Source organism: Mucilaginibacter flavidus, assembly GCF_024055575.1.
Taxonomy (GTDB): domain Bacteria; phylum Bacteroidota; class Bacteroidia; order Sphingobacteriales; family Sphingobacteriaceae; genus Mucilaginibacter; species Mucilaginibacter flavidus.
Genome location: NZ_JAMXOE010000010.1, coordinates 33,160 through 50,363 on the forward strand (window position 1 = coordinate 33,160; position 17,204 = coordinate 50,363).

The window sequence follows — 17,204 nt, forward strand, 5'->3', positions numbered from 1 at the left end:
ATACCGGCATTCTTTTACTTTTAACCCCTTACTTAAACGAAAAATTTGGTGAATATTTACAGAAAAACATTTTTTCAATTGCTTTTTAGCGGAATTGTGATAGTAACCGGTTGTACCCATAAAACTGCCGATAGTGATGCTGCCACCGAAAACGGCAAACCTCTTTTCACCCTGCTGTCGCCTGAACAAACCCATGTGGATTTTAGCAATACATTAACCGAAGGGCTGAACACCAACGTGCTGATGTATGAATATTTTTATAATGGCGGCGGCGTAGCCGTTGGCGACCTTAACGGCGACGGCCTGCAGGATCTATATTTTACCGGCAATATGACTGATAATAAACTTTATATCAATAAAGGACATATGCAGTTTGCTGACATAACCGCCACCGCTGGTGTGGCCGGCCGGCCTGGCCCCTGGAAGACAGGCGTAACCATGGTGGATATAAATGGCGACGGTAAATTGGATATTTACGTTTGTTACTCGGGAAATGTGCGCGAAGAACATCGCGAAAACCAACTGTTTATTAACCAGGGTAACGACAAGGAGGGAAATCCACAATTTACCGAAGAAGCCCGCCAATATGGGCTGGCCGATGCAGGCTACAGCACGCAGGCAGTTTTTTTTGATTATGACCTTGACGGCGACCTCGATATGTTTTTGCTCAATCATAGCCCCACCCAATTACCTGTATTGGATGAGGTTAATACCGTAGCAGCTTTAAAAAAATCGAACTCGTTTAATGGAGTAAGGCTATACAGGAATGACAATGGAGTTTTTAAAAATGTAACCGAACAGGCAGGGATAAGCAGCTCTGACCTCACTTATGGGCTAGGTGCCGCCATAGATGATATTAATGGCGATGGCCTTCCTGATATTTACATATCAAATGATTATACCATTCCCGATTTTATGTACATCAACAACGGGAACGGCACCTTCACCAATAAGCTGCAATCGTCGTTGGGCCATACTTCCCAGTTCTCAATGGGGAATAATATTTCGGATATAAACAACGATGGCTTGCCCGATATTTTTACGCTCGACATGCTTCCCGAGGGGAACCGCCGGCAAAAGTTATTATTCGCGCCGGATAATTACGAAAAATTCGACTTGACGCTTCGCACGGGCTTCTACTACCAATATATGCGTAATATGCTGCAAATCAACAATGGAAACGGCACTTTTAGCGAGGTTGGCCAGTTGTCGGGTATCTCCAATACCGACTGGAGCTGGGCTCCTTTATTCGCCGATTATGACAACGATGGCTGGAAAGACCTTTTTGTAACAAACGGATACACCCGCGATTTTACAAACATGGATTTCATGAAATATATGGGTGATTATTTGAAGGACAGGAGGTTGATGCGCAAGGATATTTACAACCTGGTGCAGCAAATGCCGTCGTCGCAGGTGAGTAGTTATTTTTTTAAAAATAACGGGAACCTGACATTCACCAATACCAGCACGGCGTGGGGCATCACCCAATCATCAAACAGCAACGGCGCTGCCTATGCCGACCTGGACAACGATGGCGACCTTGACCTTGTGGTTAATAATATTAATCAGCCTGCTTTTATCTATCAAAACGAATCCGACAAACAATCCGGCAACCATTACCTGCAGCTTAAATTGGAAGGTGCCGGTAAAAACACCCAGGGAATAGGGGCCAGGGTCACTATTTATATAAAAAACAAGTTGCAGTACCTTGAGCAAATGCCGAGCCGCGGATTTCAGTCCAGCGTGTCGCCGGTACTGCATTTTGGCTTGGGCAAGGATAAACAAGTGGATTCGTTGCGGATAATATGGCAAACGGGAGATTCGCAGCTTATACAGCACATTAATGCCGACCAGCAGTTAGTACTTAATGAAAAAAATGCCGCAGGCAAATATCTAAAACCCCAGCCTGAAAAGTCCATTTTTACCGAGATCGCATCCCCCGTAAATAACAAACAAGAAAAAAACATCATTAACGACTTTAAGCGGCAGCCGCTGATGATAAACCCGATGTCGTTTTCGGGGCCGTGCATTGTTAAAGGTGATGTAAACGGTGATGGGTTGGAGGATGTTTACGTTGGCGGAGAAGATGGTAAATCAGGAGCCTTATACTTGCAACAGGCAAATCAAACATTCGTTTTAAAATCTGTACCAGCATTTGACGCTGATAAAAAATGCAACGATGCAGCAGCGCTGTTTTTTGATGCCAATGGCGATGGTAAACCTGATTTGTATGTTGCCTCGGGTGGCTATGGCGACATTGTGCCCGGAGACCCGGCGTTGCAGGACAGGCTTTATATTAACGATGGGAAAGGTAATTTCACCAAAGAAAAAAATGGCCTGCCTAAAATGTTGGGCAGCAAAAGCTGTGTAACAGCTGCCGACATCAACGGCGATGGATACCCCGACTTATTTGTGGGAGGAAGAGTAGTACCGGGAAGGTATCCGGAAGCACCGCAAAGCTATATCCTTTTGAATGACGGGAAGGGGCATTTTAGCGACGAAACAAATAAATACAACCCGCAACTGCAGCACATAGGTATGGTAACCGATGCTGTATGGGTAGATATAAACGGTGATAAAAAGCCCGACCTGGTTTTAGTTGGTGAATGGATGCCTATTACTGTATTAACTAATACAGGTAACCAGTTGGTAAATAGCACCAGCACTTATTTCGATAAGCCGCAAAGCGGATTCTGGAACAAGATACTCGTTGAGGACTTTAACCACGACGGACACCCGGACTTTATTGCCGGCAACCTTGGGCTTAACACACAATGTAAAGTTTCGGATGCGGAACCTGCGGAGATGTATTATAAGGACTTTGACGACAATGGCGCGGTCGACCCGATTTTTTGCTTTTATATCCAGGGCAAAAGTTACCCTTATTTAACCCGCGATGAATTATTTGACCAAATGAGCATCATGCGTAATCGTTTCCCGGACTATAAGAGTTACGCAGATGCGACACTTACAGACATATTTACCCCTGTGGAATTAAAGGGCGCAAACCATTTATACGCAAATAATCTTTCCACTACTTGTTTTTTGAGCGATTCAAAAGGTAAGTTAAAGGCTGCCGCACTGCCTTTGGAGGTACAGTCGTCGCCGGTTTATACCATAACGACTTTAGATTATGACCACGACGGCAATGCCGACCTGCTTTTGTGCGGCAATATAAACCGGGCAAGGCTCCGGATCGGAAAATACGATGCCAGCTACGGTCTGCTGCTAAAAGGCGATGGGAAAGGGCATTTTAAATATATTCCGCAGTTAAAGTCGGGATTTAAGCTATGGGGCGATGTGAGGAGCGTGACGCAGGTAAATAATACCCTGTTGTTCGGGATTAACCAGGTTGGGGTAAAAGCCTACAAAGAAAACTAAGCAAATGAGATTTAAAGCATTTTTAATAATAATCCTGTTTACAGTTGGCGGGTTATTTAATAGTTGCAATAAAAAAAAACAACCTGTATTAACCAGTGCGGATATCACCAAAGTAATAGACAGGGTAACACTCGGAATGGTACATGACGTAACCAATCCGCCATTGGCTGCCCGTTTTTTTGCATACACTTGTCTTGCCGGTTACGAGGTAGTGGCAGAGAATGACAAAAGCATAAGAAGCATGAACGGCGTTTTAAACGAATATCCTGATATCAAAAAACCTGCTTTTGCAAAAGGCTACAATTACCAGCTTAGTGCGTTGATAGCCATGATGGAAACCGCAGGTAAGATGCAGCCTACAGGCAGCTTAATGATAAAATATGAGGAGGACCTGTTAGACTCATGCAGGAAAATTGGTTTTACCGACGAGGTTATTGATAGTTCAAGACATTATGCTGCTGCTGTAAGCAAGCAAATACTGGCCTACGCAAAAAAAGATAAATATAACCGCATCAGTAATTATAAGCGCTACACACCTGCCCGCGCAGACAGTACCTGGGACCCTACGCCGCCAGCCTATATGGCCGCAGTTGAGCCATATTTTAATACAGTAAGACCATTGTTTATCAATTCGTCAACCCAGTTTTTACCCGGGCCGCCAATTCCTTTTTCCACTGATAAAAATTCTGCTTTTTATAAATTTTTGCTGATGAATTATAAGGCAGGTGCAAACGATTTAACCCCGGAACAGAAGAATATTGCCAATTTTTGGGATTGCAACCCGTTCGCTTTACAGGATAACGGGCACATGCTGATAGGATTGAAAAAGATCTCGCCAGGGGCGCACTGGCTGGGTATTACCGGCATAGCATGCGCGCAGGCTAAAACAAGTTTCTCAAAAGCTATGGAAATCCATACCGTAGTTGCGGCAGGCCTGCTTGATGCTTTTATATCCTGCTGGGAAGATAAATACCGCACTAACCGGATCCGGCCTGAAACCGCCATCCGCAGGTATATCGACATAAACTGGAAACCATTACTGCAAACTCCGCCGTTTCCCGAATACATCAGTGGCCATTCAATTGTTTCTGCTACATCCGCTGTTATCCTGACGCATTATTTTGGCGATAATTTCCAATATTCGGATAACATAGAAGTAAGCTATGGCGTTCCACCCCGGCATTTCAGCTCCTTTATGCAGGCTGCAAAGGAGGCGGCCATCTCCAGGTTTTGGGGGGGCATCCACTTTATGGACGCTATCGATAATGGCGTTGCCCAGGGAGTGAAAATTGGCAACTGGATAGTAGATAAAACAGGCGCACCCCCAAAAACATTGTAAAGCCGGGATTCCGGCGGCACACACATTGATCATATTGCTCACCACCAATGAAAACAAGATAAAGGCATGTTTAAAAAACAAATATCGAAGCTGGCGTTGATCTTATTTTTTACGCTTTGCTATAAAATAAGCCCGGCTCAAATGAAATCGGCGAGTTGGTTGTCGAAAACAGACACCGCATTTATCCCTAAGGAAATAGAAGACCCTGAATGCATCGGCATAAATAAACAGCCGGCTCATGCTACATTAATGCCTTATGCTAATTTAACCGAAGCGTTAAAGGCAAACCGCCATGCATCAACTTATGCAAAAACGCTTAATGGCCAATGGAAGTTCAATTGGGTTGGCTGGCCGCAGCAGCGCCCCGTTAATTTCTACAAAACAAGCTACAAAGTTGATAAATGGGCTGAAATAAAAGTGCCTTCGAACTGGCAGATTGAAGGTTATGGTACACCATACTACAGTAATTACAACTACATTTTCCAAAAGGATTTTCCGCACGTGATGACTACGCCGCCGGTTAGCTTTACTGCTTACAAAGAGAGGAACCCGGTAGGCAGCTACAGGCGTAATTTCCAGGTGCCTGCCAACTGGAACGGACGCCGCATTTTTGTGACCTTTGACGGCGTTGACGCCGGATTTTTTGTTTGGGTTAACGGTAAAAAAGTGGGCTATAGCGTAAACAGCCGAAATGCCGCCGATTTTGATATTACCAATTTTGTGAAGCCCGGCAACAATATGATTGCTGTTGAAGTGTACCGTTTTACCACCGGCACCTACCTTGAAGACCAGGACATGTGGCGGTTAAGCGGAATATTCAGAAACGTAACACTATGGAGCTCGCCACAGCAGCATATTCGCGATTTTTTTGTTAAGACAGATTTTGATGCCGGCTATGATAATGCAACGGTTGAAGTTACGGGTAAAGTAAAAAATTTCGGCACTACATCTACAAAACCACGCAACCTGGTTGTGGATTTGTATGATGGCGCTAAGCTGGTGGATAACGCCAAAGCGATGGCAAAAATTCCCGCTTTGAAGCCGGGAGAGGAAATTGCCTTAACGGTGCGCATTCCGGTGGCGCATCCGCGTAAATGGACCGCTGAAACCCCTGCACTTTATACCACCGTTATTTCCATAAAAGACAAAGATCAAACGGTTGAAACGGTGTCGACCCGCACCGGTTTCCGTAAAATAGAAATAAAGGGAAGGTTATTCCTGGTAAACGGTGTGCCGGTGAAGTTGAAAGGCGTTAACAGGCATGAGAACTGGCCGGATGTTGGCCACGCTATTACTGAAGACCAGATGATAAAGGACATTGTCCTTATAAAGCAGGCAAATTGCAACCATGTAAGAACCTGCCACTACTCCGATGACCCGAGATGGTACGAGCTGTGCGACGAATATGGTATTTACCTGGTAGCAGAGGCAAACTTGGAGTGCCACGGCGCCTGGGACGAATTTAACGAAGACCCAAGGATAAAAGCCGCAATAATCGACCGGAATGTGGCCAACGTGGAGAATTTTAAGAACCACAGCTCAGTAATTATTTGGTCGCTTGGAAATGAATGCGGCAGCGGAGGCTCGAATTTCAGGGCTGCATTAAATATTATTAAAAATATCGACCCTGGACGGCCAACTCACTACCAGGGTTTCGGCATCGGCGATGAAAATCCAGCCGATATGGACAGCGAAATGTATACAGGCCTTGGAAACGTTGAAAAATATGCCACCGATCCTAAACTGACTAAGCCATTTTACTTATGCGAATATGCACATGCCATGTTTAACTCTATGGGAAGCGTGGCCGACTATAACGATCTGTTTGATAAATATCCCAATTTATTGGGTGGCTGTATATGGGAATGGCAGGATCAGGGCATCTACAATAAATTTGACCCCAAACACCCGATCATAGCATTTGGCGGCGGTTTTGGTGAAACACCCAACGATCATTATTTTATACATAAGGGCGTGGTATTTTCCGACCGTACCCCAAAGCCGCATTTTCCGGAATTAAAGCACGCTTATCAATGGATCAGTATTGTTCCTGTTGACCTGGCGAAAGGAGTTATAAATATCCATAACCGCTACCAGTTTATCAGCCTCGACGATTTCGCCGCAAGCTGGAGCCTCACCGAAAACGGCGTGGAGATAAGTAAAGGGGCTTTGTCGACCGCGCATATTGCCCCGGGTAAATCAGAAGATGTTAAAATTCCAAACCAGTTTACACCGAAACCCGGTGCAGAATACTTTTTAAGGGTTGCATTCACCACAACTAAGGATGAGCTTTGGGCAAAAAAAGGATACGAAATAGCTTCACAACAGCTTGCTCTGCCCAATGAAAACGCAGTTGCTGTCGAAAGCAGGTCCAATAGCCAAGAGCAGGTTAAAGCATCAGATGATGACAAAAATATTTTTATAACAGCAAAGGATTTTAGCCTGGTTTTTAGCAAAACCAAAGGCATTTTCACCGAAATTAAAAGCCATGGAAACGATATGCTCACTAACCAGGGCGGGCCGATGCTGCATTTGTGGCGTGCACCCCACCGTAATGATGATATGTGGGCTGATGACTTATGGAATAAATACGGCCTTAAAAAATTAATATGGACGGTAGCAAAGGTATCCTACAAACAAAAAGGCGATGACAATGTAGAAATCAACGCAGAATTGGATGGCAAGGGCAGGAATGGCTTCTCTGTAACGCATAAGGTTAAATACCAAATAAACGGAGATGGCACCATAAAGGCAAACAACGATCTGTCGTTCAGTGATGAAGCCGTTCCACTGGCAAGAGTAGGCGTAAGATTTATGTTGAACAAAAGCTATGACCAGTTTGATTATTTCGGCAGAGGGCCGATGGAGAATTACATCGACCGTAAGCAAGGCTTTGATGTGGGCCTGTATAAAAGTACGGTTAAACAGCAATTAACACCGTACGAAAAGCCGATGGAGGCCGGTAATCACGAAGATATACGCTGGGCGAAGCTAAGCAACACAACGGGTTCATCGTTGACAATTAAAAAGGACACAGCCCTTCTGCAGGTTTCAGCGTTGCCTTATAGTGATGAAGAGATGGAGAATGTGGAGTACCGTATTGATCTGCCGCAAAGCCAGGCAACAGTTTTATGTGTGGATGCCCGCACGCTGGGTGTCGGCTCCAATTCGTGTGGACCGAGGCCGCTTGCAACATGCACGCCGATGTCCTCATCGCAGAAGTTTAGTTATGTTATAAGTATTAAATAGGAGAAAAACGGCTGGAACATATTCCTTCACAGGCTAAGAAGCCGCTTTGCGAAAGCAGAGCGGCTTCTTAGATAAGGATCGATGCGAAAGCCATGATAGCACCGTGATTTTCCTAAGCAGTAAAAAAACGTTTCGATATTCTCTCAGATAGCCAGATTTCTGAAAAATTGAGCCAACATCAAATAAAGGGGGATTCATGAGTTCGGCACCTCTACTGAACGCACGGCTCATTTTTACTTTAGTGACTGATGTGTATTTTAGCAATTAATGCATTGAGACTGCTTGCTCCACCTCCTCCAGGTTTTTCCCCTTCGTCTCTTTTATCCGCAATAAAGTAAATAAGAACCCGGCTGCGCATATTCCCGCGTAGATGTAAAAGGTGTACTCCTTCAAATGTTCAAACAAAACAGGGAAAGTGAACACCAATATGAAATATGCAAGCCAAAGACTTACTACCGCTACAGTAATAGCGGCAGCACGCACGCCTACGGGAAAAATTTCTGAGATAAGCACCCATATCACCGGTGCTAAAGTCATGGCGTATGTTCCGATCGCCGCTAAAAGCAATCCCGACAACATGCCTGATCCCGACTGCAATGCATGAACAATAAGTACATATAACAGGCATAGGCCACCGGCCCCTATCAGCATCAGCGGCTTCCGGCCCAGTTTATCAACCAGGGCCATAGCCAGAATTGTAAATACCAGGTTTACAGCGCCAATGAAAACGGTTTGCAGAAGCTGATCGTCTTTTGACGCACCGATGCTTTCAAATATTTTCGGCGCATAGTTAAATACGGTATTTATACCGCAAAATTGCTGAAATACTGCGAGGCCGATCCCGGTTAACAGCGCAGGTAATACTGCACGCTTAAATACTGCGGCATAATTTATCCTGGCGGCGCCGTTCATTGATTTTTTGATCATCGACAAGGATTCAGCGACGTATGCGCTATCTCCCATTTTACGCAGGATTGTTTCGGCGGCCTGCTCTTTGTTATTACGGATAAGCCACCGCGGGCTCTCCGGTAAAAAGTATGCCCCTATTAAAAACAATCCCGATGGTATCATACCAAGGCCAAACATAAGGCGCCATGCATCGGCCCCATTATTCCGCAATGCATAATTGACGAGGTTTGTGATGAGGATACCCAAAACAATGGTAAGCTGGTTCATGGCCACCAGCCGCCCCCTTATTGCTGCGGGAGCTATTTCGGAAATATACATGGGCGATAACATAGACGCCATGCCAACGCCGGCGCCTGCAGCAAACCTTGCTACCAGGAAAAGGTCGCGGTTTGGCGCAATTGCCATAGCAAGCGACGAAATAGCAAATAACGCTGCCGCGAGCATGAGGCCCGGCCGCCGGCCATATTTATCTGCTACCTGTCCGGCGAGTATGCAACCTGCTATTGCCCCGATGGCTAATATGCCGGTGGCGAATCCTTCCCAGTAGGCATCGAAAACAAATTGCTTTTGCAAAAATGGTAAAGCGCCTGCTATCACCGCAAAATCAAATCCGAATAAATAGCCGCCCAATGCCGAGATAAAGGAGATGCCTAAAATGTACCGGTTCTTAGTATTTGATTGCTGCATTTTTTAAACTTAAATTGTTGGTAATTGTTATTTGCAAACAAAGAATTCATAAATAGTTTCACTGATTAAACGTTGGCCGGGCCTCAAAATAGTGTCAGGAAATCCGGGATGGTTTGGCGAATCGGGAAAAAACTGTGTTTCCAAAGCTACGGCGGCATGTTTGTTGTAGGCTAACCCTTGAGGGCCTATGATATGGCCTGTCCAATCGTTGGCGGTATATAACTGTAACCCGGGTCGGTCTGTATAAACGTTTAGTACCCTTCCCGAGGCCGCATCTGAAAGTGTGGCCGCCAATCTCATTTTGCCCGGAAAGTAATCGTTTAAAACAAAATTGTGGTTAAAGCCGTCCGATGCCGTTACGTCCGTGATGTCAGCTCCGATCTCTTTGGGGCTTAAAAAATTTAAAGGGGTTCCATCAACCGGTATAATTCTGCCCGTCGGTAAACTATGCTCGTCATTCTCTGTATAGGCGTCGGCATTTATCTGCAACGTATGTTTCAATACATCGCCCGACACAAACCCGGTCAGGTTAAAATAGGAATGGTTGGACAGGTTTACCGGGGTACTTTTGTCTGTCACAGCATCATAAATAATCTTTAATTTATTATCCTTGTCCAAAATGTACTTTATGGTCACCCATAAATTTCCGGGATATCCTTCGTCTCCGTCCGGGCTCAAATATTCCATAATGACCCCTGCTTCATTATCTTCCCTGATGAACGATTTGATCTTCCACACTTTTTTATTGAGCCCCTCAATCCCCCCATGCAGTTGATTTACCCCATCGTTTTCTGAAAGGGAAAAAACCTCGCCATCCAACTCAAATTTTGCCCCTGCTATACGGCCGGCGTATCGCCCCAAAATACAACCGAAGTAATGGGGATTGTCCCGGTACCGGCTAATATCCTCATATCCGGCCACGATATTATGGTGGACACTGTTGCGGTCGGCGGTAAATATGGCGGTTATTGCGGCCCCAAGGTTCGTCAGTTTTACAATAGTATCATCATTACTGATCGTAACCAGGTAAAGTTGCTCGCCATTGCTGAACCCACAAGACTCACTTAACACTTGCAATTGTGCTTTATTGCTATCTAACATCAGCCTTGTTTATTTGATGAAAAAAATCTGTCATTCTCAAATGGACCGTAGCCCCCTGGTGGTTAATGTCCATATTTAAAACCTCTTCGAGACATGCCCTGCCCTCTTCAATTTCGCCGAGTCCCATTTTGCCCAGGCCTACCAGGTAGTGGCAAAAGATATAGTTCCTGCGGTTGATATCAATATCAAATACCAGCATATCCGGCAACGAAACAGCAAAATAATCAATACGTATCTCATCGTTCATGTGCTGTATCCCGAAGTTGATAAAGCGCTGAAATATGTCCCTGGCTTTTTGATGGTCACCCAATTTTTGCCAGGCAAGTGCCTGGTACAATATCTTATCCGGCTGAGGATCGTTATAATAAATGGCCTGTACCGGTTCGCTATTGCCGGCTGTTGCGGCTTTAAACCGGGCTGTAGCAGCATCGCCAAGCCGGAGGCCTTCATACGCGCAACCCATTAGGTAATTGATATCATTTTCCGGTGTATTATAAAGCTTGCCTTCGCCCAGGTTTTCCGGGTATTTTTCCAGGGCCGTTAAAAGTGTTATAGCCTGTTCATAATCGCCGTTTTTGATAGCTTCTTTGGCGAGTTCTATATAACAAAGTAAAAATTGCCCAACAACTTTGCCTTCGCCGCCTTCCCATGGATGGAATTTGCGAGCGGCCAGTAATTCCCGGGCTGATTTATATTGGCGTAGATTGTTTAACAATACAATCCGCTCAAGGTAAAGATCATCACGTTCGTTTACAAGTTCCGGGTATTTGTCAAGCAGTTTAAGCCGTTCTTCAAAAGGACTGCCGCTGATCTTGTATAATTGATCAAGCTCCATCAGCACGCGAGCATCGGTAGTATCCAACTCAAATGCCAGTTCCATTTCAGCAAGTGAGCTTTCTTTTTGGTTTAGTTTATTGTAGTAGGCCAGCGAGAGGTTGCGGTGCGCTGTTGGGAATGACTTATCTAAAGTTACCGATGTTTCCCAGCAATGAATTGCTTCGCTGTACTGGCGTTTATCATACCAAATATTCCCAAGGTAATAGTACGCCCTTGCGTCAGCAGGATTGATGGTAGCCACATTTTGCAGGATCAATATTTCTTCTACTTTATTCGGGAAACAAATACCATCGATTTTTGCCGCAGCCTGTACCGCATGCCGCTTTGCTGATTCTACATCGCCGGTTTTTGCAGCGAACCAGCATTTATAATAAAACACCATCGGGCTTGTTACCGGGTGGTGTTTTTCGTATCCGTCCAAAACCTGCAGCGCTTCCCCGAATAAACCTGCCTGGGCATAGCCTAATGAAAGTTCCAGGTAATTGTTAGGCTCGCTGCGTATCAGGCCGGTGATGTTCTTCAATTTTGTGGCGCTGTCTTCCTGTTCACCTGCAAGCAAATATTCTTCAAACATGCAACCATAATTGAACGGGTCTATAATTAATGATTCATTGATAAAAATCAATGCTTCACCTGACCTGGCATTGAGGCGCAACAACGATGTTTTCAGGTGGCGTGCAGGCGAACTGTGATAATTGCGTATCAATGATTTTTGAACCAGGGAAAGGGCCTGGTCCAATTTTCCTTGTGCAGTTGCTATCCGCGCCAGCTCCAGGTAGGCGCTGTGTTGCATGGCATCGTTCCATGCTGCCTTATAAAATGCATCAAAAGCCTCATCGGGTTTTCCTTGCAACTTAAGGCTCAGCCCCAGGTTAAAGTAAGGCTCACCATCATAAGGATTGGGGTTCCTTTTGGTGATTGTTTTGATGGCTGTTCTGAAATATGGTTCAGCCTTTGCAAACTGGCCCCTTTTAAGCAATAATAAGCCTATGGCATTGTTACAACGGATGTCTCCGGGGCTTCTCCGCAATGCTTCCTCATAATAATCCAATGGGTTATAGGTAGCGTGCCTGTATTGCTCCAGGTGCAACCCGTTCAAAAACAGGTCTTCGATTTGTTCAATTTCCGCGGGTTGTTTTGCGGCTACTGCTGCTGCAGGAATATCATGCTCCGTATTTTTTTCGGGCTGATAGCTAACCAGGGTGATACCCTTATTATCTGTAACCACTATTTGCAGTTCAGTTTCGTCTAGGTCGTCCTGTATATCAAAGGCCGTCTCAAATACAGCCTCGGGGGATATGTTTGCAGTAAAACGCTTCATCTCCTCTCCGTTGTGCAATATCTTAATTACCGCATGCTCATATACGGCCGTGGCATAAACTTTTACAAAATAATTACTGTCAACCTTTCCCGCACTGATCATAGCCTCTTTAGTAGCGTTTTTTACAAGGCCTATCTGCGAATAAGGCATAAAGTACTGTTCGAACGTTTTTCCCTCGTTGGGTTGCAGCCAGGAAAAATCGGGCTGATTATCGGTGAATACGCCGGTCATCAGTTCAATGTAGGGTCCGTCCTCATCGGTGAGGTTACGGTCCCACGCAAAACCGAAATCACCATTCCCCCATGTCCATTGCTTTTTGCCGGGTGATATATGGTGATCGGCCACGTGCAACATGCCTCCCCGGGTGTCATGCTCATAACATCCCATAAAATCGTATTTTGATTGTATGGCCATATATGATGTTGGCACAGGGATGTTTTTATACCGGGAAATATCGGTACCCGGTGCATAATCAACTTTATAGTAAGTTCCGGTTGCTATAGGGAAGTCTGATACATCGCGTTTGCCATGATCAAAGACCGCGTAAACATCGGGCGGGAATACTGATTGATAGTCATCGTTCACCTTCACAGCCGGGTTTGCCCACCACAAAAAAGTTTGCGGGAAAGGGGTAGGGTTAAAAAGTTTGCCGCTAATTTCAAGGTAAGCTTTGCCCGGATATAACGTAAAACCTGCCATCCCTTTTGTGCGAAACATTACTTCCAGTTCGTTAACCCAGACTGTTTTACTGCCATCAGCGTTTTCCTGAATTTTAAAGTCAACCGGCAAAAAAGTGCTGGGGCGGTGGTGCTGCGGCCAGTTAAATTCAATACCGCCGGATATCCAGGGACCGGCGAGGCCCACCAACGCAGGCTTTATCACCTGGTTATAATACACAAAGTCGCGGTTTTTTACTTTGTCATAAGCCCACTGTATCCTGCCGCCAAGTTCGGGCAGTATCATTATTTTCAGGTATTCATTTTCTAAAAACACAGCGGTATATGTCCGGTCATGTTTTTCATCTTCTATCTTTTCAATTACGGGGTGGGGATAAACTACACCACTGCTGCCCTGATACACTCTTTTCTCGAGGAACATTGGATTCTTTTCAGGTTTTCCGGTTCCGTAAGTAGGAATACTGACTTGTTCTATCCAGGCTTTTACGTCCATATATTATACTAATTTATGCTATTTTTATTTTAGTGGCAGGATGGACAATAAAACTCCTGTTAAGATTTAATGGCTATTTTTCAGGAACTACACAATATTTGTTTTTTGAAAAAAAATATTGTCAATTAAATCATTTCCCGGCTAAATAAATACTATAATTGGTTTATGATAACAAACCTAATATGATTATCAGCGAGTTGGAATGACTAATATTGTGAAAATGATGGATTTTTATACACTTCTACAAATGAATTCAGGGTAAATTAATGTCAAAGGAAAAATCACCGAGAAAAAGAGAGGGATTTGACGGGCAGCGCCTGATCGTCATCCCCAAAAAAATTGTGTCCGAGTTTCTCGTCAAGGATCCGGTAACGAGACAGATATACATTACCGATATTGGTTTTTATCCGAAAGCCATGTTTCATTATGCGGAAAGGGCACACGGAATAAGCCAGCACATTATTATTTATTGCATCGAAGGCTATGGATGGATCGAGATCAACAAGAAACGCGTCCGCATTTCGCCCTCGCAGTTTATCACTATTCCCGCCCATACGCCTCATCGATATGGGGCTGACGAACAAAATCCCTGGTCGATTTACTGGGCACATTTTAAGGGAGAAAGCTCGGCATTTATTGCGGACCTGATCGTCAAAAACTCAGACAATTACAGGCCACAGTTAACTTTCAACGAAGACCGCATCGGGCTTTTTGACGACATCTATTATAACCTGGAGAACGGTTACGGCGATGATACGCTGCGTTACGTAAACATGATATTTTATCATTTCTTGTCTTCCATGATCTATGAAGACAAATTCAACCGGATTAAAAAAACAGTCAAAACCGACATGGTCGATACCGTGATCAAACTGATGCAGGATAAGATCCAGCAAACCATCTCACTCAGACAAATGGCGGACTTTTCCAGTCTTTCGGTTACACACTTTTCATCGCTGTTCAAAAAGAAAACAGGATATTCCCCTATTGAATATTTCAATCACCTTAAAATACAAAAAGCCTGTCAGTACCTTGTATTTACTACTATGACCGTCAAAGAACTCGCGTATTGCATAGGCATTGATGACCAATATTATTTCTCCCGAATGTTTAGCCGCCTGATGGGCATTTCGCCATCTGCCTATCGCAAACGCAATGCTGAAACTAAATCACTCATAGCAACCTAAGCCATTGTGAGTGGCTTTGAGGCCAATAGCTGTTCTTCAATACGACAATTAGTCGTTCGTCTTTCTATCAATGGAATACCCTATTAAAATATTCCAATATAAATATCAACAAATACATTCCGATATTTAATAATACGTTATCCTCTTTATTGTAACTTATTTAATATTGGGGTTGCACTGCCATTTAAGCGGCTCATTTCGCCTTTTAACATTTCAAATACAACAATGTCATTCTTTCCCTTCTTTAGCCATTCGGCCGGCAAATAAAGCGTTTGTTGCGGGCCTACCGACCAGTATCTACCCAAATTGTGACCATTTACCCAAACCACTCCTTTGCCCCAGGACTCCATATTTAAATAGGTGTCAGCTACTTTTGAAAGATTAAATTCGCCTTTGCGTACTACCGGTATGTGTGTTGCTTTTTTATTGCCGTAAACAATATTGTTAACATGTTTAAACGGTAAACTATACATTGCCCAGTTATAAACTTCAGCCCCATTAAACTTCACGCTTTCTGTTATGCCTTTTTTATTCTTAAGCAGGTATGGACCAAAATTTACCCTGCCTGAATTTTCAACCAGGATATCTAACTTAACCCTGCCCGCCGGTAAAGTAAGTTTAATGCTGTCCTGTTTATGCCTGCGGTCAAGCAAGCCAACATTTTTGCCGTTTATCATTATGACTGCGTAATCGCGTAATTCATTGAGTTTAATTACGCCTGTTTTGCCGCCCTTTATTGTAGTGCGGTATAATACAAAACCATAGTCCTGCTTTAAATCCTCAAAAGTTAAAGGGGTTTTGTTAAGAACAGGTTTTGGTAAAATATCAAGGATCCCGGCCGATTCATTTAACTGAATATTGTCAATAGCTATGGTTGGTTTGGCTGCCGGCACCGGTGGCAGGGTTTGCCCCGCAGGCAAATGTTTGGCAATGACCTGCCTGAACAACATGAACTTGTTTGTGGCATTGCCTGCTTCGTCCAGCGGTGCGTCATAATCGTAACTGCTTATTTGCGGCTCGTAGGGGTGCTTGTCATCGTAATTAGCGCCGTTCATAAAACCCCTGGTGGTGCCGCCGTGAAACATGTACATGTTAATAGAAATCCCCGCTGATAAAGCGCCGTCTAACCTGGCGGTATAATTTTCAGCAGGTACAGTATGATGCGCCGTGCCCCACCAGTCAAACCAGGCAGGATACCATTCAGCAATATAAAAGGGGCCTTTGCCACCATGATTTTCGCTGATTAACTTTTTTACTTTCACAGGGTTATCAATACCGTTAATTGCCGGAAGCAAGCCCGGTAAATGGCCATCTGCTATCGCGTCTGTTGGGTCGCAAGTATAAAGCAGTCCATCAAAGCCGGCTTCTTTAAATAGTCGCTGGTTAATTGCAAGGTATTCTTTATCGTTACCGTATGAGCCATATTCGTTCTCAATTTGCACCATTAATATATTCCCTCCGTGATTTACTTGTAATGGCGCCAATTGCTTGCCTATTTCTTTAATATAGGTTTCATATTCTTTAAGGTATTTTTCCTCCTTGCTTCGCACTATCAATCCTTTTTCATTTTGCAGCCAATACGGATACCCTCCAAACTCCCATTCGGCACATACATACGGGCTTGGCCGTAGTATCACCCACAATCCTTCTTCCTTTGCTATTTTAACAAATTCGGCTACGTTATTATTCCCGCTAAAATCAAACTTACCCTTTTGCGGTTCGTGCAGGTTCCAAAAAACATATGTGCCAATAGTGTTAAGTCCCATAGCTTTTGCCATCTTCATACGTGCACGCCAGGCCTCGCGGGGTACGCGGGGGTAGTGTATTTCGCCCGAAATCATCAGGAAGGGTTTACCATCAAGCATAAAAGACGAATCGCTCAAAGCAAAGGAATGAGTTATTTTTTGAGCATTGAGGCTAATATGCCAAAGCAGGATAAACGATAGCATTAGTGCTTTTTTAAGGGTCATCGGTGGTATATTTAAAGGGTTTTTGAAATGGTTAGCTGTAAAATTGAGAG

The 17,204-nt window shown here is 44.3% G+C and carries 8 protein-coding genes; 4 read left to right on the forward strand and 4 right to left on the reverse strand.

All coding sequences use genetic code 11. The features are described 5' to 3' along the window. Positions 1-48: 48 nt before the first annotated feature. The 3 genes from NAF19_RS15690 to NAF19_RS15700 all read left to right on the forward strand — a co-directional run bounded on the left by NAF19_RS15690 (position 49) and on the right by NAF19_RS15700 (position 7,972). On the forward strand, positions 49-3,384 hold the full coding sequence (locus NAF19_RS15690; protein ID WP_252791017.1) for a VCBS repeat-containing protein: 3,336 nt from the start codon (positions 49-51) through the stop codon (positions 3,382-3,384). Positions 3,385-3,388: 4 nt separating this feature from the next. Continuing rightward, positions 3,389-4,723, forward strand: coding sequence for a vanadium-dependent haloperoxidase (locus NAF19_RS15695; protein WP_252791018.1), 1,335 nt, complete (start codon positions 3,389-3,391; stop codon positions 4,721-4,723). Positions 4,724-4,789: 66 nt separating this feature from the next. Beyond that, the gene (locus tag NAF19_RS15700; RefSeq protein ID WP_252791019.1) at positions 4,790-7,972 is read left to right on the forward strand and encodes a glycoside hydrolase family 2 TIM barrel-domain containing protein; all 3,183 of its coding nucleotides are present in this window, start codon (positions 4,790-4,792) and stop codon (positions 7,970-7,972) included. Positions 7,973-8,236: 264 nt separating this feature from the next. Here the strand turns inward: NAF19_RS15700 and NAF19_RS15705 are convergent, their stop codons facing one another. From NAF19_RS15705 to NAF19_RS15715, 3 genes are read right to left on the reverse strand one after another with little or no spacing between them, the layout of a single operon-like run. Then, positions 8,237-9,568 carry a sugar porter family MFS transporter gene (locus NAF19_RS15705; RefSeq protein ID WP_252791020.1) on the reverse strand — a complete coding sequence of 444 codons (1,332 nt, stop codon included), beginning with the start codon at positions 9,566-9,568 and terminating at the stop codon, positions 8,237-8,239. Positions 9,569-9,595: 27 nt separating this feature from the next. Continuing rightward, positions 9,596-10,669 carry an aldose epimerase family protein gene (locus tag NAF19_RS15710; RefSeq protein WP_252791021.1) on the reverse strand — a complete coding sequence of 358 codons (1,074 nt, stop codon included), beginning with the start codon at positions 10,667-10,669 and terminating at the stop codon, positions 9,596-9,598. Next, the gene (locus NAF19_RS15715; protein ID WP_252791022.1) at positions 10,659-13,997 is read right to left on the reverse strand and encodes a DUF5107 domain-containing protein; all 3,339 of its coding nucleotides are present in this window, start codon (positions 13,995-13,997) and stop codon (positions 10,659-10,661) included. Before NAF19_RS15715 ends, NAF19_RS15710 begins: the two co-directional genes overlap by 11 nt. Before the next feature lie 266 nt (positions 13,998-14,263). Here NAF19_RS15715 and NAF19_RS15720 point away from each other — a divergent pair, with 266 nt between their 5' ends. Then, positions 14,264-15,184 carry an AraC family transcriptional regulator gene (locus NAF19_RS15720; RefSeq protein WP_252791023.1) on the forward strand — a complete coding sequence of 307 codons (921 nt, stop codon included), beginning with the start codon at positions 14,264-14,266 and terminating at the stop codon, positions 15,182-15,184. A gap of 146 nt (positions 15,185-15,330) precedes the next feature. Here NAF19_RS15720 and NAF19_RS15725 read toward each other — a convergent pair whose 3' ends face one another. Next, positions 15,331-17,154, reverse strand: a complete 1,824-nt coding sequence (locus NAF19_RS15725) for a glycoside hydrolase family 35 protein (RefSeq protein WP_252791024.1) — start codon at positions 17,152-17,154, stop codon at positions 15,331-15,333. Positions 17,155-17,204: the final 50 nt, after the last annotated feature.